Here is an 18,917-nt window from a genome sequence, read left to right as displayed (position 1 = left end):
CTGATACCACGCCACCCACGCCATGTGAGGCGCAGCCGTTGCATCAAGTGGCTATCAGCGCTTTAGCGGCAGAACACCGGACGCGCTGGGCATTCGCGCGTTCCTGATCGGCATTTATTTTCTTGATATGGGCCACGATGTATCGCGCAAGTGCATCTTCCGCTGCCTTGCAAGAAGCACCAGGCACTTTTCCAAGCGCAATCGCATCGGTCAAGGTTAGCGCCCAGCCCACAGCTTCGACAATCATACGCGCGGCAGCATAAGCCCCCTTCGCCACCTTGTTTTTTATCAGCGCAATCGCCTCGGCCAAGAACGGCGCGCGGGCATCGTCATAGCTGGTTCCGACAGGACGGCCACGGCGGGGCTTTGCTTTTTGCAGCCAGTTGGGAACGCAACCTTTCAATTGCTGCGTCAGACGCTGCATCATTGCCCTTACTGCCTCAAGAGCGTCCGCCATAATCTTTCGAAATCCAGCGAAAATTTCAGGGTTCAAATCGAAAGGACTGCGCGCAAGTTGCATGCGTTGGAACACGCCCGCCACCCCTTCGTTCTTGTTCCATCTAAGACGTGCGCGTTCCATCACGCCGCCTATTCCTTCGTTATTCTCACATTCGTCTTTCGCCATTCCGGCCCCCTTTCGCATGGGAATTCGCACAAGCAAGAAGTGCGGCAGCAAGGTGCGAATACCTGTTTTCGGGGGTCTCCCTAGCCGCGTAAATATGACGTTATCCGTGAATAGAACAAACGGCAAACTAGCCCACTACGGCAGCAATACACAAGAGCGCATATAAAGGCAGGGCCACTATATGTTGTGTTTGAAGTTTGACGAAAAACTGGCGAACTTGACCTGTTTTGAAGGTGTTTTTGACACAAACCCACCAAGGTGCCGCATTGCGCACCCTTGCATTTACTTGCACTTAGGCGCGCGTTGGACGGTAACAGGTAACAAAAACAGACTTTTTGTTACCGAGGTAACAGAAATTTCGTTACCTATTTATTTTATAAATATCAGTATGTTATCTGACATTTTTGCCCGAGGTAACAAGGTAACAGAGTTTTTGGATACAGTCAGAAAGAGAAACAGGAAAACAGACACACAAAATATAGGAAACATGCCCAGCGCTGGGCAGCTATCCCTTGCGGTGCAGCGGCACAATTTCAGCGCCGCCATCAGGGCCTTTCAGGTGCGAGGCGAGAACCCCGCCAACGTGATCGGCGGCAGCCTTCAGCGGGTCGGTGGCAAGGTGCGCATAGCGGGCCGTGGTCCGCACATCACTATGTCCAAGCAAGGCCCCAATAAGGGGCAGCGAAGCGCCACCGGCTACCATCACAGAGGCAAACGAATGGCGCAGGTCATGGGGGCGCACATCCGGCAGGCCAGCAGCCATGCGGATCGCGTTCCAAGGGTCTTTCAAATTAACTAGTGGCGTCTCTGGATCGGTGTAATTTCCACCCCGTATGACGAAGCCACGCCCGTCTTGCGGCATGTCCAAGCCACGCAGCACTTCAAGGGCAGCCGGTGGAAGCATGAGAGGTTTTTTCCCTGTCTTGCTGTCAGGCAGGTTTGCACGGCCTGCGTGCCAGTCGATCCATTCCCAGCGCAGGCTTAAAATCTCACTGTAGGCGCGGGCACCCGTGAAAATCATGAGGCGAACAGCAGCAATCGCTGACTGGCTAATGGCAACCATCCGAACCTTACCCGCCTTTTCAAAGGGCAACCGTTCACCTGCCTCGGCACGCGCCAGCACATCACCAAGCGCAGCGAACTCGGCGGGGGAAAGGAACCGATCACGGGCCTTTTCTGGATACTTTTCCACATCGGCACAGGGATTGCTGTTTCGTTCGCGGTATCCCCACGTTTCAGCCAGCCCAAATGCCTTTGCCAAGACAGAGCGGGCGCGGTTCGCCTGATATGGGGTTTTCGCATTAGCCGAATGAAAGCGCGCCACATCAGCCGTTGTAACATCGGCCACTTTGAGACGGCCCAGCGCAGGAAGGATCAGCCCGTTAATCAGAAGCGCCACATTCCTTGCAGTGCTGCCCTTGTTCTTAGCCTCCACATGGCTGGCCTGATACTCGGCCAGCAATTCAGCAACGGTCGGGCTTTTACGCTTTTCCAAACGATCCCCAGCAGGATCGCCGCCAGCGGCCACATCAGACGCCCAGCGCTGGGCGATCTCTCGGGCTTGATCGGGGGTCAGTGCGCCGTGCTGGCCAATCACCCCCCAGCGCACGCGCGCAGCACGCCCACCACCAACGCGATATTTGAGCACATAGGACTTGCTACCACTCGCACCGACGCGCAGGCCGAACCCTGCTAGTTCGGTATCCCAAACCGTATAGCGCGCGCCTTTCGCCTTCAGTGCATCAACAGCCCGCTTAGTGATCTTGATTGCGTCCGCCATATCCTACCCCTTTTTCGCGCTGGCTACCACGGGGCTACCACGGGCTACCACGGGGCTACCACCGAAAACGCAATTCAGTGCATCTAGGTGAAAGTAAAGAACCGCATAAACACCTTAATTTCATTGGAAAAATAAGATTGGCGCAATTCAGTGCAACTAGTGGAAAACTACGGACCATGAGACTTTTAATCACTAGGTCCTAGGTTCGTCCCGCCGGATCACCAAAGAATTCAAGGGCTTAGTCAGAAATGACTAGGCCCTTATTCTTTTGTCAAATCCCAGCAAGGAAGCGTTCGGCCCCGCCCAAGACGGGGCCGCTTGCATTAGGGGCGTAGCAGGATTTTACCGGTTTTACCGGCAGCCTCGGCGGCGCGCATGGCGTCGGTCATGCCTTCCAACCCAAAGATGCCGCCAACAGGCAGAACGACACCGCCGGTTGCAACCGCGCGCAGCAGCTCTGTGAACAATTCTCGGCGTTTTTCGGGGGCCATTTCGGCGCTGACAACCGCACCCCAGAAGCCGCGAACGGTGGCTTGTTTGAAAATCACGTCGCCGGTCGAGATTTGCATCGGGCCGTTGGTCATGGTGCCAAAGACAAACAGCGTGCCGCCGACGCCCAGCAGGTTCATCAAATCGCCACTGGCAGTGCCGCCGACCGAATCAACGGCTGCGCGCAGCGATGCATCACCCACCAGCGCCCGCACGGCGTCTTTCCAGCCTTCTGCATCGGTCGAGATCGCATTGCCGATGCCTAGCGCGGCCAACTCGTCAATAGCGTCAGCGCGGCGGACCAAGTTGATAACATTCACCCCGCGCGCGGTGGCCAGCATGGCCAGCGCCTTGCCGACTGCGCCGTTCGCTGTGTTCTGGATGATCCAGTCGCCAGCGTTGACATTCAGCTGCTCAAGCAAGCTGATCGCGCTGAAGGGCATGGCGATCAGCTGGGCCGCAACTTCGTCGGGAATCGCCTCGGGCACGGGGATCAGTCCAGCGGCAGGTGCAATAAAGTATTCCGCCCATGTGCCGTGAACCGAGGCCACCGCCACGCGCTGACCGACACTCACGCCGCTGACACCCTCGCCCAGCGCATCGACAAGGCCGACCGCCTCGGTGCCGCCGATGGCGGGCAGGGTCGGCTTGTAGCCATAGTTGCCGCGCACCGTCCACAAATCGTGGTTGTGAATGGGGCTGAGGATCGTCTTGATCCGCACCTGCCCTGCAGCGGGTTCGGGCAGCGGGCTGTCACCCAGTGTCATAACATCGACAGGGGCGCCGAATGTGGCGTGAATCGCGCATTTCATGGGATTACCTTTCGGTTTTAGGGCCTGCGGGGCAGGCAAGAAGTTGTAACGTGGCGGCCCGTGCGCCCTGCATCGGTGCAGCCGATCGGGTGACTTTCGACAGCAGCGCCGCACCCAGCCACATTTGGTAAAGAACCTGCGCCAAGGCATCGGCATCGGGACCGTCTTGCAACGACCCATCTTGTCGCCCAACGCGAATCATCGCGGCCATGCGGGCAATCAACCGCCCTACCCCGTCACTCAGGACAAGGCGCATATCCTCGGACAGGTCGGCGACCTCGGCCGAGAGTTTGACGACAAGGCAGCCTTCGGCCCAGCCGGACTTTTGCGGGTCGTCAGGATCGGTGATCCAGGCATCTAGATAGCGCAGCAACTGGCTGCGGCCAGCCTCGGCGGGGTCGGACAGCAGGCGGTCGAATCGCGCGGCGTAGCTGGCGTTGTAGTCAGCCAATAGCGCGGCCCCGAACGCCTCTTTCGAGGGGAAGTAGTGGTAGAACGACCCCTTCGGCACGCCTGCGGCTTTCAAAATCTCTTGCAGGCCCAAGGCGGCGAAGCCTTTGTGCTGCACCAGCGCCTCGCCGGTTTTGACGATATTCAACCGCGTTGCGGTGGCTTTGGGGGTCAGGTGTTGTTGTTCCATTCATCAAAAATAGACCGGTCGTCTATATATTCAAGCCCGTGCGCCAAATCAGCGGGGGTTGCGGCCAAAAATACGCCGGATATACTATACCCCAGTATAGACCAAGGATGCGCCATGCCCAGCAGCCCCGAAGACAAAAAGCGCGCCCTGACGCGCCTGCACCGGATTCAGGGGCAATGCGAGGCCTTGGCCCGCGCGCTGGAGGCAGGCAGCGACTGCGGCCCCATCTTGCAGCAGATTGCCGCCGTGCGTGGCGGCATCAACGGGCTGATGGCCGAAGTGCTGGAAAGCCATATCCGCGAAGAATTCGCCGCGCCTACGGGCGAGGGCAAAGCCGACGACTTGCTGGCGCTGGTGCGCCGCTATTTGAAATAAAGGAAACGCCATGAAATCTCGTGCCGCTGTCGCCTTCGGGCCCGGAAAGCCGCTGGAAATCGTTGAAATCGACGTCGCTGCCCCCAAAAAGGGCGAAGTGATGATCAAGGTCACCCACACCGGCGTTTGCCACACCGACGCCTTCACCCTGTCGGGCGACGACCCCGAGGGGATCTTCCCCTGCGTGCTAGGCCATGAGGGCGCGGGCGTTGTGGTCGAGGTTGGCGAGGGCGTCACATCGGTCGCCGTCGGCGACCACGTCATCCCGCTTTATACCGCCGAATGCGGCGAGTGCCTGTTCTGCAAATCGGGCAAGACCAACCTGTGCACAGCCGTACGCGCCACCCAAGGCAAGGGCGTCATGCCCGACGGCACCACCCGCTTCAGCTATAACGGCGAGCCGATCTACCACTACATGGGCTGTTCGACCTTTAGCGAATACACTGTCGTGGCCGAGGTTTCGCTGGCCAAGATTAACCCCGACGCCAACCCCGAACACGTCTGCCTGCTGGGCTGCGGCGTGACCACGGGCATCGGCGCCGTCCACAACACCGCCAAGGTGCAAGAAGGCGACAGCGTGGCTGTCTTTGGTCTGGGCGGGATTGGTCTGGCTGTGATCCAAGGCGCGCGCCAAGCCAAGGCTGGCCGCATCATCGCCGTTGATACCAACCCGAGCAAATTCGATCTGGCCCGCCAATTCGGCGCGACCGACTGCGTGAACCCCAAGGATTTCGACAAGCCTATCCAGCAAGTCATCGTTGAAATGACCGGCTGGGGCGTCGACCATTCGTTCGAATGCATCGGCAACGTGAATGTCATGCGCGCGGCGCTGGAATGTGCGCATCGCGGCTGGGGCCAGTCGGTCATCATCGGCGTTGCAGGCGCGGGGCAGGAAATCTCGACCCGTCCGTTCCAACTGGTTACGGGCCGCAAGTGGATGGGCACCGCGTTTGGCGGCGTCAAAGGCCGCAGCCAACTGCCCGGCATGGTCGAGCAATCGATGAGTGGCGAGATCGAGCTGGAGCCCTTCGTCACCCACACCATGGGTCTGGACGAGATTAACGCGGCCTTCGATCTGATGCATGAAGGCAAGTCGATCCGCTCGGTCGTGCATTTCTAATGGAACGCATCGAACAGCATATCGCAGCAGGTGGTCGCCAAGAGGTTTGGCGCCACCATGCCACCAGCTTGAACTGCGACATGAACGTCGCAGTCTACCTGCCCCCGCAGGCCGAAGACGGGCCGGTGCCGGTGATCTACTTTCTGTCGGGGCTGACCTGCACCGAACAGAACTTCATCACCAAAGCGGGCGCGCAGGCCTTTGCCGCCCAGCACGGCGTCGCTATTGTCGCCCCCGACACCAGCCCGCGTGGCACGAATGTGGCCGACGACCCCGCCTATGACATGGGACAAGGCGCCGGGTTTTACCTGAACGCCACCCAAGCCCCGTGGGCCACGCATTTCCAGATGTATGACTATATCACCAACGAACTGCCCGCCCTGATCGAGGCGCATTTCCCTGTATCGAATGCCCGCAGCATCATGGGTCATTCGATGGGTGGGCATGGCGCGCTGGTCATCGCGCTGCGCAACCCCGGCCGCTACAAAGCAGTGTCGGCGTTTTCGCCCATCGTCGCGCCCAGTCAGGTGCCGTGGGGCGAAAAGGCCTTCACCGGCTACCTCGGCCCCGATCGCAGCGCTTGGGCCGCCTATGACGCGACCGCCCTGCTGGCCGATGCCACCGAGCGTTTGCCCGTGCTGATCGACCAAGGCAGCGCGGACGACTTCCTTGAAAGCCAGTTGAAGCCCGATGTTTTCGTGGCCGAGGCCGAGCGCCACAGCCACCCCGTCACGCTTCGGATGCAGCCGGGCTATGACCATAGCTACTATTTCATCAGCAGCTTCATCGGCGATCACATCGCCCATCACGCTGCCGCCCTGAAAGGAGCCTGAAATGGCCAAAATGGTTCATTCAATGATCCGCGTGTTGGACGAGGCGAAATCCGTCGCGTTCTATGATGCGGCCTTTGGCCTGAAAGTCGCCCGCCGTCTGGATTTTGCAGATTTCACGCTGGTCTATCTGGAAAACGCTGAAACGGGCTTTCAGCTGGAACTGACGATCAACAAGGGTCGCACCGAACCCTACGCGCTGGGGGACGGCTATGGCCATTTGGCTGTGGTGGTTGATGACTTGCCGGCCGAACATGCGCGATTGACCGCGTTCGGTTATGCCCCGCGTAAGCTGGTCGATTTCGCCCCCGGCGGCGAGGTGATTGCCCAGTTCTTCTTTATCGCCGACCCCGATGGCTATCAGATCGAGGTCATCCAATCGGGCGGTGATTACTAAAAAATGGCGCCCTGCGGGGCGCCATTTGCATTTACTTGAACCAGTCGATCGTCGCGGCGATCATATCGTCCAAATCACTGGTATCATTATAGATATCGAACCCGTGGTCCATCTCGCGGGTAAAGGCGATTTCATCGCCTTGATGCGCGTCGATGTATTTTTGTTGCGCATCGTAAGGGACAATCACATCTGTCGTGCCGTGTGCGACCAGCAGCGGGCCGGTGTAGGGCAGGATTTCCTGCAGCGGTTTGGCAGCAACCACACTTTCAAAGAACGGGCGCTTCAGCGCGATTTGATTACCCCAAGGCATGGTCGCTACAACAGGCTCATCCCCTGCGGCCAGACCAGCGTCGAACAAATCTGGGCCAAGCAAAGCGCGGAAGGTCGGTTCGGGTTCCGCGACAGCGGCCCACAGGGCCACAGCCTGCGGCGCGTCGCCCTGCGCGGCCAAACGGCCGGCGGTTGTCGCCGCGACGAAACCGCCTTGGCTCCAACCGATCAGGTAGATGGCATCGCTGACTGTATCATTATCCTTCAACCACGCATAGGCGGTCAGGGCGTCGCCGACCTGCCCCTCCAGCGTGGTATCGGCAAAGTCCCCATCGCTATCGCCCGATTTGACAAAATCTATTCGCAGCGAGGCAAAGCCCGCATCGGCCAGCGCGGCGGCGGTATAGGCGAAGATGCCTTTGCCCTCGCTGGGGATTTCCAATTCGTCCCGCACACCGCCAAAGCCGTGGAACATCAGCACCACCGGCGGGTTTTCTACATCGGGCAGTGCCAGTGTGCCCACCATATTCACCCCCTGCGAAGGGATGTTCACCACCGTTTCGCGCATCTCAGCCTGCGCGACTGCAGCCGTCATGGCCAGCGCCGCAAAAGCTGCGACGCCGGTCTTTATCATTCGATCCATAAAAACACTCCACTGTCGGATGCATGGGTGAAACCCCGAGTCTTATAGATTGATTTTACGGATAAAATGGTTGGGCGCAATCTGCTGCACCTCGGTTTGTACACGTGCGGATGCCGCGCGGATATCCTCGACACGCGCCAGTTCGTTCTGGGGGGCAGCGGCATCTATCCGGCGGTCAGGGTCGGGCACCGCCGCCAACAGCAAACGCGTGTAGGGGTGCTGCGGATTGGTCAGAACACTGTCCATATCGCCCCATTCAACAACCTGCCCCGCATACATGACCATGATATCCTCGGCCACAAATCGCGCTGTTGCGATATCATGGGTGATATAGAGCAGCGCGAGCCCCAGCTCGGACTTCATGTCATTGAGCAGGTTCAAAATGCCAAGCCGCACCGATACATCAAGCATCGAGGTCGGCTCGTCTGCCACAATCACCTGCGGGTTCACGGCCAAGGCCCGTGCAATGCTGATACGCTGACGCATACCACCCGATAGCTCGTGCGGGAACTTGTGCAACACGCGCGCGGGGTCCAGCTGCACACGGGCGAGCAGGTCGATAATCGCGGCCTCGCGCCCCTTACGATCCAGATCGGGGCGATGCAGGTGCAGCGGGCGCGATAGGTGGTGATGGATCGTGCGCGTGGGATTCAGGGACGAAAACGGGTCCTGAAACACCATTTGCACCGCGCTACGATAGGCCCGCAGGCTGGCTTTGCTTGCCCCCTGCACCGGGGCACCACGGAACGTCAACTGACCCGCGTCAGGGATATATTCCCGCATCAGCAAGCGCGCGACAGTGGTTTTGCCCGAACCTGATTCTCCGACCAGCGCCAACGTCCGGCCCGGATAGAGGCCGAAGTTGATATCGCGGGCCGCGTAGATCGGGTTTTCCTTGCTGCCGAATGTCTTTGAAACATTCTGCAAGGCCAGAACAGGCTGATCCGAAAGGGTCGTCATTGTTCAGCCTCCTGACGCAGTCGGGCACCGTGCAAGCGCGGCATCGCCGCCCATAGACGGCGGGTATAGGGGTGCTGCGGGGCGTTGTAGATGGTCTGAGCCTCGCCCACCTCGACCAGCTCGCCCTCTAGCATGATGCCAATGCGGTCGCTGACCTGCACCATCAAGCCCAGATCGTGGGTGATGAATAGAACCGAAAAGCCCAACTCTTTGCGCAAGACATTGATGCGTTGCAAAATCTCGTGCTGCACCACAACGTCCAACGCAGTCGTGGGTTCATCCATGATCAGCAATTTGGGGTTCAACGCCAGGCAGATCGCAATCACGATGCGCTGCCGCATGCCGCCCGAACATTGATGCGGATAGGCATCCAGCCGATGGGCGGGAATATCGACCAGCGCCAACAATTCTGCCGCGCGGGCGCGCGATTGGGCACGCGTCATCCCAGCGTGGGCATGCAGCACATCATGGAACTGATCCCCGATGGTCAGAACAGGGTTCAGCGAGTTCATGGCGCTTTGGAATACCATCGCAACCTCGCGCCAGCGGAAATCGCGCAAGCCTTTGTTATCCAACTGCAGGACATCGCGGCCCTCTAGCAGGATCTGGCTGCCCTTGCGGATCAGCGCTGGCGGGCGGTGCAGCCGGCTGACGGCGAAAGCGATCGTGCTTTTGCCGCAGCCCGATTCCCCCGCCAGCCCAAAAAACTCGCCCCGACCAACATCGAAGCTGACGTTTTTCACGGCGTGGAAGTCGCTGGTCTGCCCGATGTAATCAATCGTCAGATTGCGGATCGACAATACGGGATCGGTCATAGCTTGCCCTCGCCTGCGCGGACAAGGCCGAACCAGCGGCCCAGAATGGTGCCGGTCCGCAGCCGCGGGTTAGCCATCTCGTCGATGGCAAAGTTGATCAGCGCCAACCCAAGGCCCAGCACCGCCAAGCCAAAGCAGGGTGCCAGCAGATCCCACCACGCGCCGACAACCAGCGCCGAGGCGTTTTGCGCGTTATAAAGCATGATGCCCCACGACACGGTATTAGGGTCGCCAAGGCCCAAAAACTCCAGCGTGGCTTCGGTGATGACGGCGAAAATCACGCTGCCGATGAAGTTGATGCCGACGATGGAAATCAGGTTCGGGAAAATCTCGAACAACATGATGCGCCAAGCGGGTTCGCCCAACATCTCGGCAGACTTCACAAAGTCACGCTCGCGGATCGACAGGGTCTGGGCACGGGTAACCCGCACCCCCCACGCCCATGACGTAAAGCCCAAGATCAGTGCGATAACCCACGGGTTCACTTGCCCGATAAACGCAGCCAGCACCAACAGCAGCGGCAGGTTTGGCACGACCAGCACCATATTGGTGAAGAAGTTGATGACTTCGTCAATCCAGCCGCCCTTATAGCCTGCCAGAATCCCCAAAAAGGTCCCGATGACGGTAATCAGAATGCCGGCACCAAGACCCACCATCAGCGATGTCCGCGCGCCGTAAAGGAATCGCGTAAACACATCATGGCCCAGACGGGTGGTTCCCATGATGTGATCCCATGATGGCGGCTGGTGCGGACGCCCGACACGGCGGGTCGGGCTGTATTCGGTCAGCAAGGGCGCGAAAATGGCCATCAAGACCAGCGTCCCGACAATCGCCAAACCGATCAGAACCTTTTTGTTCTGCCAGAGTTTTTTCAAAACATCCATCAGATCAGGCCTTCTTCAGACGCGGGTCAAGCAGCACGTAGCTGAGGTCGACCACGAAATTCGCGACCAGCATGGCACCCGTCATAATCAGCAGCTGCCCTTGGATCACCGGATAGTCGCGGGCCAAAATGGCTTGATACAGCGTGTTGCCAAGGCCAGGGTAGTTGAACACCACCTCGACCACCAACGATCCGCTGAGGACTGTTCCCAGCGCAATGGCAAGGTTGGATACGGTTGGCAGCAGCGCGTTGCGCGCGGCATACCACAGCATCACATCACGTTCGGCCAAGCCCTTGGCGCGGCCCATGACGATGTAATCCTCGCCCAGCAGGTTGATCATATTGTTGCGCATAGTGACCAAAAAGCCGCCCGTCAGCACAAAGACCAGCGTCACCAGCGGCAGCGTCCCGTGGTACAGAACGGACTGGATATACTGCCAGCTAAAGGCAGGGTCGATCAGCGGATCGGCGGCATAACCGTTGGGGAACCAGCGCAACTCGTAGCCAAAGACGAACAGCACCAGCAGCGCCACAACCACCGCAGGGATCGACGTAGCAAAGATGGCCAAAAGCGAGACGGCGGAATCAAACCGAGACCCGCGCTTCCACGCAGCCATCACGCCCAGCAGTGTGCCAAGGATAAAGCTGATCACCGTGGCGATCCCCACCAGTGAAACCGTCCATATCAGCGAACGGCCCAGCAGTTCAGACACCGGCATCGGGAAGTACTTGATCGACATGCCCAGATCGCCCGTGAACACACTACGCAAGTAGGCCAGATACTGCTGCCCCAGCGGCGCATCGATAAAGCCGAACGTCAGCTTCAGCGCATTCAGATTTTCCAGCGTCAGACTGGATCCCGCGCTAGAGAACATGATGTCAATCGGGTCCCCCGGCATCATCCGCGGCAGAAAGAAGTTGATGGTCGCCGCAACTAGAAAAGCCGCGAGGTAAAACATCAGCCGTCGCAACAAAAAGGCCATGAGAACCCCATTTCAATCGAGAAAAAGGGGGCGCGCCCAACGGCACGCCCCAATTACCACCCGCAGGTGGGTTATTCCACCGGACGCAGGGCCAGCAGCTGCAGCAGACGCGTACGGTTCACGCGCGATACGACGGGCGATGCAACCGGATTATCCGCGTCGAACCAACCCGTGAAGTTCTTAGTATTATATTCAAAGAACGCGGGGCTGTTGTAGACGGGGATAATCGGCAGTGCTTCGGCCACGATTAGCTGAATCTCGTCCATGATCGCCTTTTGCTGATCGGCATCCTTGATGGTGGTATAGGTGTTCAGCAGATCCATCAGACGCTCGTCCGACCAATGCGGCGCGGCAAAGCGGCTTTTGCCGAAGTCTTCGGGGTTAAAGGTCTGGCGATAGGGGAAATACGGGTTCGAAGCCGACGCCAGCGCGTTCAGCGTCATCGAATAATTCCCCGCAATCAGATCGGCACCCCAAACGGCGGAATCGGGCGTGCTCATTGACACTTTCAGGCCCGCTTCGGTCAGCGTTTCCATCGCGATCTGCACGGCGTCGATCCAGTCGGTCCAACCGCTGGGCACGTTGATGTCGATATTAATCGGCGTGCCATCGGGGTTGTCGCGCAAGCCGTCACCGTTGGCGTCGACATAGCCTGCCTCGTCCAGCAGCGCGATGGCGGCGTCAAAATCGAAGCGGCCATATTGACCGAATTGGGCCTCGACCTCGGGGTTTGCAAAGGCTTTGTACAGCTCGCCCAGCATCGAGGGGTCTTCGTTCACAACGGGATAGCCATAACCCGCGATGTCTATGATCGTCTGGCGGTCGATCAACATGCTCAGGGCGCGGCGGAAGTTGATGTCGTTAAACGCCTTGCGGTTGTTTTCGTCGGGTGCGGTAAAGCTGAGCTGGAACGACACCAGCGAGGACGGCGTGAACCAGTATTTGTGGTTCTCGGGGTCGGTCGAGACGAAGGAATTGTCGATGTCCGGCACAAAGCTGGTCGCCCATTCCACCGTGCCGGCATTCAGCGCGCCCAGCAGTTGCTGGTTGTCAGCCAGTTGCGGCATGCGGATGCAGTCAACGAACAGGCTGTCGTTATCCCAATAATGGGGATTGCGGCACTGCTCGTAGACTTGGGGGGTAAAGCGCGTGATCTCGGTCATCGGGCCCGAACCCACGGGGCTTTCGTTCGCAAACGTGACCGGATCGGCGACTTCCGACCAGATGTGCTGCGGGACGATCGGCATTTCGACGATCGTGTTGGCAATCAGCGAGTTGGGCTTGTTCAGGTTGAACCGCACCGATGTCTCGTCGACCTTTTCAACCGAGGTCAGATCGCCCCAGACCGAGATGAAGTCGAGCGCCGGATTTTCTTTGATGTAGTCAAAGGTGAAAACGACGTCATCCGCGGTGAACGGCGCACCGTCCGACCACTTCAGCCCATCACGCAGCTTGAAGGTTATCGACATCAGATCGTCGGCCAGTTCATAGCTTTCGGCCAGACGGTAGTGGGCCGCGCCGCCCTGCAGGCGGTTAAAGACGACCAAGGGTTCGTAAATGAAATCCATCGTCGTATAGCGCGACGTGGTTTGCGCGAAGGGGTTGAAGTTCCGGACCCATGTGGTTGCTGCTTCGGCGTTCAGCGACAAAATCGCCTCGGCCGAAACGGGGGCTGCTGTGGTCAGCCCCGCCGCAAGAGCAGCCGCCGAAAGCGCGGACAACAAATGATTTTTCTTCATGATGTCACTCTCCTGTTGGTTCTTTAATGGGTTTGGTGCGCGTTAAAGAGCACCAGCAGATTTGAACATATCTTCGACTTCGGCATGCGTTTGCCAGACATCGACATGCGTATCGCCCAGCAGCGCTGTGCCCCGTGTGATACGGGCCATCGTTTCCGCGCTCAGCGGCCGAGAGACATTGGCCGAGGCGACATAATCCGACAATTCGCCTTGGCACTGCAGGGCAATATCGTAGCCTGCCCCCAAGACGCGGGCCACACGCTCGGGCCAAGTGCCCGACAAGGCATCCATTGTGATGCAATCGCTGATCAGCACGCCGTCGTAGTCTAGCTCGTTCCGGATCAGCGACAAAATGGCAGGCGACTGGGTTGCAACATTTTCGGCGTCGATCTGCGTATAAAGTGTGTGCGCGACCATGGCCCAAGGCGAATCTTTCAGCGCCAAGAACGGCAGGAAGTCGCTGGCCCGCATATCGTCCAACGACGCATTCACAACAGGCAACTCTAGATGGGGGTCGACCTCGACATGGCCATAGCCCGGGATGTGCTTGATCATCGGCAGTTGGCCGGTTTCCAGCAACGCATCGACGATAACGCGCCCCAGCGCGCTGACGATGGCAGGGTCGCCATCCAAAACGCGGTGGCCCATCACGCCGTGCGTGTAATCGCGGCGCAAATCCACCACTGGCGACGCACCACTGTTCAACGTCAAATCCGCCAGCATCGTACCCATCGCAAGCGTCGACAGGCGCAGGGCATGCTGGGCCAGTTCCATATCTTTGTGGGCCAAAGCACCAAAATCGGCCAAAGGGCGGAATAGCGGCCAATTGCCGTTATCCAGACGCGTGACGCGCCCGCCTTCTTGGTCGACGAAGACCTGCGCGTCATCACGGCCAACAGCCTCGCGGAACTGCGCTGTCAGGCGGCGGATCTGATCGGGCGTCTCCAAATTACGCTTGAACACGAACAGCCCAAAAGGGTTCGCATCGCGCAAAAACGCGACTTCATCCGCGCTCAGCGTGGTTCCCGGCATACCGATACAAAGCGCAAGCGGCGTGGTGGTCATATGTGGTCTCTTTTCTTAGGCAGTGGTTTCGGGGCGGCGCAGCAGGCCCTGATAAATGCCGGCATCGTCCGCAGGAATGGGCATCGCCCCGACAGTTTGGGCGTAGAAATCCGCAGGCCCCACCGAACCGATAATGGCATAGGCATGGCCCTGCGCGCGCATCGCCATCAACGTGTGATACAGCAGCCCAAGCCCGATACCCTTGCCGCGATGGTCAGCCGAAACCCCCGTCGGCCCGAAGAAGCCGCGCGCCGTCGCATCGTGGCAAGCAAAGCCCACCAAGGCCCCATTCTCGACCGCGATCCAGCAGCCGGGGGGCTGATGCGCCATCGCGACGGTCAGCTCGCTGACCCAATAGGCGCTGAAATGCGTGGCCACCCAGTCTTGCAGCAAGTGCATTTCGGGCGGCAAAGCACGGCGAATGGTGATGCCCTGCGCAGCAAGGCCAGCCACACGCGCCGCCAACCCCTCGAGCGGACGCGCGTAAAGATTCACCAGCATATCCATCTTCATGTCCCCCCAGACGGATGAAGTTCCACATCCTTACGCGGCAAAGCCGTGCCGAGACAATACCGGATTAATACCAGCCTGCCTACGACCGCTTGTTGCCTATTCATCTATCTGCATTTCCGCGACAAAGTCGTAGCGATCCCCACGATAGCTGGATCTGGTAACTTCGATCGGACGGCCGTTTTCCAAAAAGGCGTGACGCTCGATTCGCATAATAGGACTGCCCGGCGCCACGCCTAACTGCCTCGCCTCCTCCGCATCGGCCAGCCCGACCCGCAGTCGCTGCAAAGCACGAAACGGACGAAAACCATTTTGCCGCAACCTGTCATACAGCGAGGCCCCAATGACCCCATCACCCACGGCATTAGCGGGCACCACCGCGTGTTCGATCGCCAGCGGCTCATCCTCGGCCAGCCGCACCCGCGACAACCGCATGACCTTGTCGGTCGGTGATATCCCTAACAAAATAACCTCGTCAGGGGTCGGGAGCCCGACATCTTGCGACAGCAGGATCGAGCGGCCATCAGCCCCGCGCCGTCGCATATCAGCCGTAAACCCGATAAGCACCGAGAGCGATTGGTCGATATCTTTCACGACATGCGCACGCGCCCCGGCGCGCCGACCGATGATGCCTTCCTCGGCCAAAGCTGTCAGCGCCTTTCGTACTGTCACCCGCGACAGCCCTGTGACTTCGGCGAGGCGTCGCTCGGAGGGCAGGTTGTCGTTGTTTTTCATCTCGCTCGCCGCGATGAGGAGGCGCATGGCCCGCGCCAAACGGCGATAAAGCGGGTCCTCGCCCGCGTCCTGCGCGAGGGCAGCAGCAATGCGATCAGCAAGAAGGCGCGGTTGGGTCGCGATCTGGTCTTCCACTATGCCCCTGCAAGATCAAAGCCAAATATAGGTCCAGTATAATACCATGATACAGCAAGAATAGTATTTTCTGGCGCTAGGGGTGCGCAGGGCTCTATACTCTTCGCGCGTCAAACCCATCCGCGCGTCGTTCGATTTCTCGACCTGCACCAATGGGTGCTCAAGCCTCAGCTCGATGATTGTTCGCTGTCTTGTCCGGCATTATTCTGGCTTTGAGCCTGAATGCGGACCTGATGTCTGTGCATCAAAAGACCTCCGTTTTAGGGGAGGTTGCGGAAAGTGTAGGATTTGTTGGTTGCGGGGGCAGGATTTGAACCTGCGGCCTTCAGGTTATGAGCCTGACGAGCTACCGGGCTGCTCCACCCCGCGTTGTTTGGATTTTTTGTATATAGAGAGAGATATGCTTCTTATCAGGTCTGGCGGTGACTTACTCTCCCACGACTTAAGTCGCAGTACCATCAGCGTTTTTGCACTTAACTTCCGAGTTCGGGAAGGGATCGGGTGTTTTGCAAGAGCTATATCCACCAGACCGGGAAAGAAGCATTTTTGTTCAAGTATACTGTTATGTATGATTTTTGATTTGGTTGAGCTATTTCTGGATCAAACCAAGCCTATCGGACGATTAGTACTAGTCAACTGAATGCATTACTGCACTTACATCTCTAGCCTATTGACGTGATGGTCTTTCACGGTCCTCAGGGATACCTTGTTTTGAGGGGGGCTTCACGCTTAGATGCCTTCAGCGTTTATCCTGTCCGAACATAGCTACCCAGCACTACCGTTGGCACGATAACTGGTCCACCAGTGGTCCGTTCACCCCGGTCCTCTCGTACTAGGGGCAACTCCTCTCAAGTATCCTACACCCACGGAAGATAGGGACCGAACTGTCTCACGACGTTCTAAACCCAGCTCACGTACCTCTTTAAATGGCGAACAGCCATACCCTTGGGACCTGCTCCAGCCCCAGGATGAGATGAGCCGACATCGAGGTGCCAAACGATGCCGTCGATATGGACTCTTGGGCATCATCAGCCTGTTATCCCCAGCGTACCTTTTATTCGTTGAGCGATGGCCCTTCCACTCGGGACCACCGGATCACTATGGCCGACTTTCGTCTCTGCTCGACTTGTCAGTCTCGCAGTCAGGCTGGCTTATGCCATTGCACTCGACGACCGATTTCCGACCGGTCTGAGCCAACCTTCGCGCGCCTCCGTTACACTTTGGGAGGCGACCGCCCCAGTCAAACTCCCCACCACACAGGGTCCCGGATCCGGATAACGGACCGCGGTTAGACATCAAGCAAAGCAAGGGTGGTATCTCAAGGATGGCTCCGCAGGGACTGGCGTCTCTGTTTCAATGCCTACCACCTATCCTGCACATGCTTGGCCTGATGCCAATGTGAAGCTGGAGTAAAGGTGCATGGGGTCTTTCCGTCTAACCGCGGGTAGCCCGCATCTTCACGGGCAGTTCAATTTCGCTGAGTCTATGTTGGAGACAGCGGGGAAGTCGTTACGCCATTCGTGCAGGTCGGAACTTACCCGACAAGGAATTTCGCTACCTTAGGACCGTTATAGTTACGGCCGCCGTTTACTGGGGCTTCAATTCAAGGCTTGCACCTCTCCTTTTAACCTTCCAGCACCGGGCAGGCGTCAGACTGTATACGTCGTCTTACGACTTCGCACAGCCCTGTGTTTTTAGTAAACAGTCGCCACCCCCTAGTTTGTGCCCCCGCCCAATAGTTGCCTACTGAACGGGCCTCCTTCTCGCGAACTTACGGAGGTATTTTGCCGAGTTCCTTCAACATAGTTCTCTCAAGCGCCTTGGTATTCTCTACCAGTCCACCTGTGTCGGTTTAGGGTACGATCTTATGGAGGGCTATTTCCAGGGACCTCTGAGCAGCCCAATCAATCCGATAAGACTGAACTACCTTTGAGATCCGTCACCATCTCCTGGCGCAGGAATATTAACCTGCTTCCCATCGACTACGCCTTTCGGCCTCGCCTTAGGGGTCGGCTTACCCTGCTCAGATTAGCTTTAAGCAGGAACCCTTGGACTTTCGGCGAGAGGGTCTCTCACCCTCTTTGTCGCTACTTATATCATCATTCTCACTAGTGATCTCTCCACCGGATGCCTCACAGCCCGGCTTCACAGAAAGCGCCTTGCCTCCAAAATCTTCTTTCGAAGACTGAAGAGGCATTGCGCTATGTCACACTACGCTCTGCTACCGCGTGCATAAATGCACACCCTAAGCTTCGGCTCATGGCTTGAGCCCCGTTACATCTTCGCCGCAGGACAACTTAATTAGACCAGTGAGCTGTTACGCTATCTTTAAAGGATGGCTGCTTCTAAGCCAACCTCCTGGTTGTTTTGGTCGTCCCACCTGCTTTCCCACTTAGCCATGAATTAGGGGCCTTAGCTGTAGGTCAGGGTTGTTTCCCTCTTCACGACGGACGTTAGCACCCGCCGTGTGTCTGCCAGATATTACTCCTCGGTATTCGGAGTTTGGTTAGGATCAGTAAGTCTGTGGGACCCCATTACCCATCCAGTGCTCTACCCCCGAGGGTATTCGTCTGACGCTCTACCTAAATAGATTTCGCAGAGAACCAGCTATCTCCAAGTTTGATTGGCCTTTCACCCCTAGCCACAACTCATCCCGACCTTTTTCAACAGGTGTGGGTTCGGACCTCCAGTTGGTGTTACCCAACCTTCATCCTGGTCATGGCTAGATCACTTGGTTTCGGGTCTGATCCCACAAACTCATTCGCCCTATTAAGACTCGCTTTCGCTGCGCCTACACCTAACGGCTTAAGCTTGCTTGTGAGACCAAGTCGATGACCCATTATACAAAAGGTACGCCGTCAGGACTCGAGGTCCCTCCGACTGCTTGTAGGCGTCCGGTTTCAGGTACTGTTTCACTCCCCTCGTCGGGGTGCTTTTCACCTTTCCCTCACGGTACTGGTTCGCTATCGGTCAGTAAGGAGTACTTAGCCTTCGAAGGTGGTCCTCCGATCTTCAGACAGGATTTCACGTGTCCCGCCCTACTTAATGCGTCAAATTGAGCTTCCTATACGGGGCTGTCACCCGCTGTGGCCGGCCTTTCCAGACCGTTCT

Annotated in this window: 17 protein-coding genes, 1 tRNA gene and 2 rRNA genes (1 of these 20 only partly in view); 4 read left to right on the top strand and 16 right to left on the bottom strand. The window is 58.1% G+C overall.

Annotated features, from left to right (window positions below; translation table 11 throughout):
* Window positions 1-43 precede the first annotated feature (43 nt).
* The 4 genes from BVG79_RS00830 to BVG79_RS00815 all read right to left on the bottom strand — a co-directional run bounded on the left by BVG79_RS00830 (window position 44) and on the right by BVG79_RS00815 (window position 4,346).
* The gene (locus BVG79_RS00830) at window positions 44-625 is read right to left on the bottom strand and encodes a hypothetical protein (RefSeq protein WP_157115593.1); all 582 of its coding nucleotides are present in this window, start codon (window positions 623-625) and stop codon (window positions 44-46) included.
* A 505-nt stretch (window positions 626-1,130) separates the two neighbouring features.
* Window positions 1,131-2,405: a tyrosine-type recombinase/integrase gene (locus BVG79_RS00825; RefSeq protein ID WP_085785229.1), complete on the bottom strand. Its 1,275-nt coding sequence runs from the start codon at window positions 2,403-2,405 to the stop codon at window positions 1,131-1,133.
* A 323-nt stretch (window positions 2,406-2,728) separates the two neighbouring features.
* Window positions 2,729-3,706 carry a zinc-binding dehydrogenase gene (locus BVG79_RS00820; protein WP_085785228.1) on the bottom strand — a complete coding sequence of 326 codons (978 nt, stop codon included), beginning with the start codon at window positions 3,704-3,706 and terminating at the stop codon, window positions 2,729-2,731.
* Between the two features lie 4 nt (window positions 3,707-3,710).
* Window positions 3,711-4,346, bottom strand: coding sequence for a TetR/AcrR family transcriptional regulator (locus BVG79_RS00815; protein WP_085785227.1), 636 nt, complete (start codon window positions 4,344-4,346; stop codon window positions 3,711-3,713).
* A gap of 114 nt (window positions 4,347-4,460) precedes the next feature.
* Between BVG79_RS00815 and BVG79_RS00810 the strand changes: the two genes are divergently transcribed.
* The 4 genes from BVG79_RS00810 to BVG79_RS00795 are packed head-to-tail and all read left to right on the top strand — an operon-like array spanning window position 4,461 to window position 7,068.
* On the top strand, window positions 4,461-4,721 hold the full coding sequence (locus tag BVG79_RS00810; RefSeq protein ID WP_085785226.1) for a metal/formaldehyde-sensitive transcriptional repressor: 261 nt from the start codon (window positions 4,461-4,463) through the stop codon (window positions 4,719-4,721).
* A gap of 10 nt (window positions 4,722-4,731) precedes the next feature.
* Complete coding sequence (locus tag BVG79_RS00805) at window positions 4,732-5,841, top strand: S-(hydroxymethyl)glutathione dehydrogenase/class III alcohol dehydrogenase (protein ID WP_085785225.1); 1,110 nt, start codon at window positions 4,732-4,734, stop codon at window positions 5,839-5,841.
* On the top strand, window positions 5,841-6,674 hold the full coding sequence (gene fghA, locus BVG79_RS00800) for an S-formylglutathione hydrolase (protein WP_085785224.1): 834 nt from the start codon (window positions 5,841-5,843) through the stop codon (window positions 6,672-6,674). Before BVG79_RS00805 ends, fghA begins: the two co-directional genes overlap by 1 nt.
* Window position 6,675: 1 nt before the next feature.
* Complete coding sequence (locus BVG79_RS00795) at window positions 6,676-7,068, top strand: VOC family protein (RefSeq protein WP_085785223.1); 393 nt, start codon at window positions 6,676-6,678, stop codon at window positions 7,066-7,068.
* Window positions 7,069-7,099: 31 nt separating this feature from the next.
* On the opposite strand, the gene BVG79_RS00790 is transcribed toward BVG79_RS00795, so the two are convergent.
* The 12 genes from BVG79_RS00790 to BVG79_RS00735 form a co-directional block, all read right to left on the bottom strand.
* Window positions 7,100-7,981, bottom strand: coding sequence for an alpha/beta hydrolase family protein (locus BVG79_RS00790; RefSeq protein WP_085785222.1), 882 nt, complete (start codon window positions 7,979-7,981; stop codon window positions 7,100-7,102).
* A gap of 42 nt (window positions 7,982-8,023) precedes the next feature.
* Complete coding sequence (locus BVG79_RS00785) at window positions 8,024-8,941, bottom strand: ABC transporter ATP-binding protein (protein ID WP_085785221.1); 918 nt, start codon at window positions 8,939-8,941, stop codon at window positions 8,024-8,026.
* Window positions 8,938-9,756, bottom strand: coding sequence for an ABC transporter ATP-binding protein (locus BVG79_RS00780; RefSeq protein ID WP_085785220.1), 819 nt, complete (start codon window positions 9,754-9,756; stop codon window positions 8,938-8,940). The genes BVG79_RS00785 and BVG79_RS00780 overlap by 4 nt, the downstream gene beginning before the upstream one ends.
* On the bottom strand, window positions 9,753-10,640 hold the full coding sequence (locus BVG79_RS00775) for an ABC transporter permease (protein WP_198167862.1): 888 nt from the start codon (window positions 10,638-10,640) through the stop codon (window positions 9,753-9,755). The genes BVG79_RS00780 and BVG79_RS00775 overlap by 4 nt, the downstream gene beginning before the upstream one ends.
* A gap of 4 nt (window positions 10,641-10,644) precedes the next feature.
* The gene (locus BVG79_RS00770; protein ID WP_085785219.1) at window positions 10,645-11,622 is read right to left on the bottom strand and encodes an ABC transporter permease; all 978 of its coding nucleotides are present in this window, start codon (window positions 11,620-11,622) and stop codon (window positions 10,645-10,647) included.
* Between the two features lie 71 nt (window positions 11,623-11,693).
* Window positions 11,694-13,361, bottom strand: a complete 1,668-nt coding sequence (locus BVG79_RS00765; RefSeq protein WP_085785218.1) for an ABC transporter substrate-binding protein — start codon at window positions 13,359-13,361, stop codon at window positions 11,694-11,696.
* Window positions 13,362-13,403: 42 nt separating this feature from the next.
* Window positions 13,404-14,426 (bottom strand): glycoside hydrolase family 3 N-terminal domain-containing protein, encoded by a 1,023-nt coding sequence (locus BVG79_RS00760; protein ID WP_085785217.1) that lies wholly within the window; start codon window positions 14,424-14,426, stop codon window positions 13,404-13,406.
* A gap of 15 nt (window positions 14,427-14,441) precedes the next feature.
* Window positions 14,442-14,927, bottom strand: a complete 486-nt coding sequence (locus tag BVG79_RS00755) for a GNAT family N-acetyltransferase (protein ID WP_236951382.1) — start codon at window positions 14,925-14,927, stop codon at window positions 14,442-14,444.
* A gap of 108 nt (window positions 14,928-15,035) precedes the next feature.
* A complete protein-coding gene (locus BVG79_RS00750; RefSeq protein ID WP_236951381.1) occupies window positions 15,036-15,806 on the bottom strand; it encodes a GntR family transcriptional regulator in 771 nt (256 codons plus the stop codon).
* 292 nt (window positions 15,807-16,098) lie between these two features.
* Window positions 16,099-16,175 (bottom strand) — tRNA-Met (locus BVG79_RS00745).
* Window positions 16,176-16,220: 45 nt separating this feature from the next.
* A 5S ribosomal RNA gene (rrf, locus tag BVG79_RS00740) occupies window positions 16,221-16,335 on the bottom strand.
* A 72-nt stretch (window positions 16,336-16,407) separates the two neighbouring features.
* Window positions 16,408-18,917, bottom strand: a 23S ribosomal RNA gene (locus BVG79_RS00735); it runs 327 nt beyond the window's last position.

The sequence above is a fragment of the Ketogulonicigenium robustum genome, assembly GCF_002117445.1.
Taxonomy (GTDB): Bacteria; Pseudomonadota; Alphaproteobacteria; order Rhodobacterales; family Rhodobacteraceae; genus Ketogulonicigenium; species Ketogulonicigenium robustum.
This window is presented reverse-complemented; position numbering and strand designations above follow the sequence as displayed.

Excerpts from the sequence above, each read along its gene's own strand:
- BVG79_RS00830 (WP_157115593.1), bottom strand. The coding sequence starts at position 625 with ATGGCGAAAGACGAATGTGAGAATAACGAAGGAATAGGCGGCGTGATG.
- BVG79_RS00825 (WP_085785229.1), bottom strand. The coding sequence starts at position 2,405 with ATGGCGGACGCAATCAAGATCACTAAGCGGGCTGTTGATGCACTGAAG.
- BVG79_RS00820 (WP_085785228.1), bottom strand. The coding sequence starts at position 3,706 with ATGAAATGCGCGATTCACGCCACATTCGGCGCCCCTGTCGATGTTATG.
- BVG79_RS00815 (WP_085785227.1), bottom strand. The coding sequence starts at position 4,346 with ATGGAACAACAACACCTGACCCCCAAAGCCACCGCAACGCGGTTGAAT.
- BVG79_RS00810 (WP_085785226.1), top strand. The coding sequence starts at position 4,461 with ATGCCCAGCAGCCCCGAAGACAAAAAGCGCGCCCTGACGCGCCTGCAC.
- BVG79_RS00805 (WP_085785225.1), top strand. The coding sequence starts at position 4,732 with ATGAAATCTCGTGCCGCTGTCGCCTTCGGGCCCGGAAAGCCGCTGGAA.
- fghA (WP_085785224.1), top strand. The coding sequence starts at position 5,841 with ATGGAACGCATCGAACAGCATATCGCAGCAGGTGGTCGCCAAGAGGTT.
- BVG79_RS00795 (WP_085785223.1), top strand. The coding sequence starts at position 6,676 with ATGGCCAAAATGGTTCATTCAATGATCCGCGTGTTGGACGAGGCGAAA.
- BVG79_RS00790 (WP_085785222.1), bottom strand. The coding sequence starts at position 7,981 with ATGGATCGAATGATAAAGACCGGCGTCGCAGCTTTTGCGGCGCTGGCC.
- BVG79_RS00785 (WP_085785221.1), bottom strand. The coding sequence starts at position 8,941 with ATGACGACCCTTTCGGATCAGCCTGTTCTGGCCTTGCAGAATGTTTCA.
- BVG79_RS00780 (WP_085785220.1), bottom strand. The coding sequence starts at position 9,756 with ATGACCGATCCCGTATTGTCGATCCGCAATCTGACGATTGATTACATC.
- BVG79_RS00775 (WP_198167862.1), bottom strand. The coding sequence starts at position 10,640 with ATGGATGTTTTGAAAAAACTCTGGCAGAACAAAAAGGTTCTGATCGGT.
- BVG79_RS00770 (WP_085785219.1), bottom strand. The coding sequence starts at position 11,622 with ATGGCCTTTTTGTTGCGACGGCTGATGTTTTACCTCGCGGCTTTTCTA.
- BVG79_RS00765 (WP_085785218.1), bottom strand. The coding sequence starts at position 13,361 with ATGAAGAAAAATCATTTGTTGTCCGCGCTTTCGGCGGCTGCTCTTGCG.
- BVG79_RS00760 (WP_085785217.1), bottom strand. The coding sequence starts at position 14,426 with ATGACCACCACGCCGCTTGCGCTTTGTATCGGTATGCCGGGAACCACG.
- BVG79_RS00755 (WP_236951382.1), bottom strand. The coding sequence starts at position 14,927 with ATGCTGGTGAATCTTTACGCGCGTCCGCTCGAGGGGTTGGCGGCGCGT.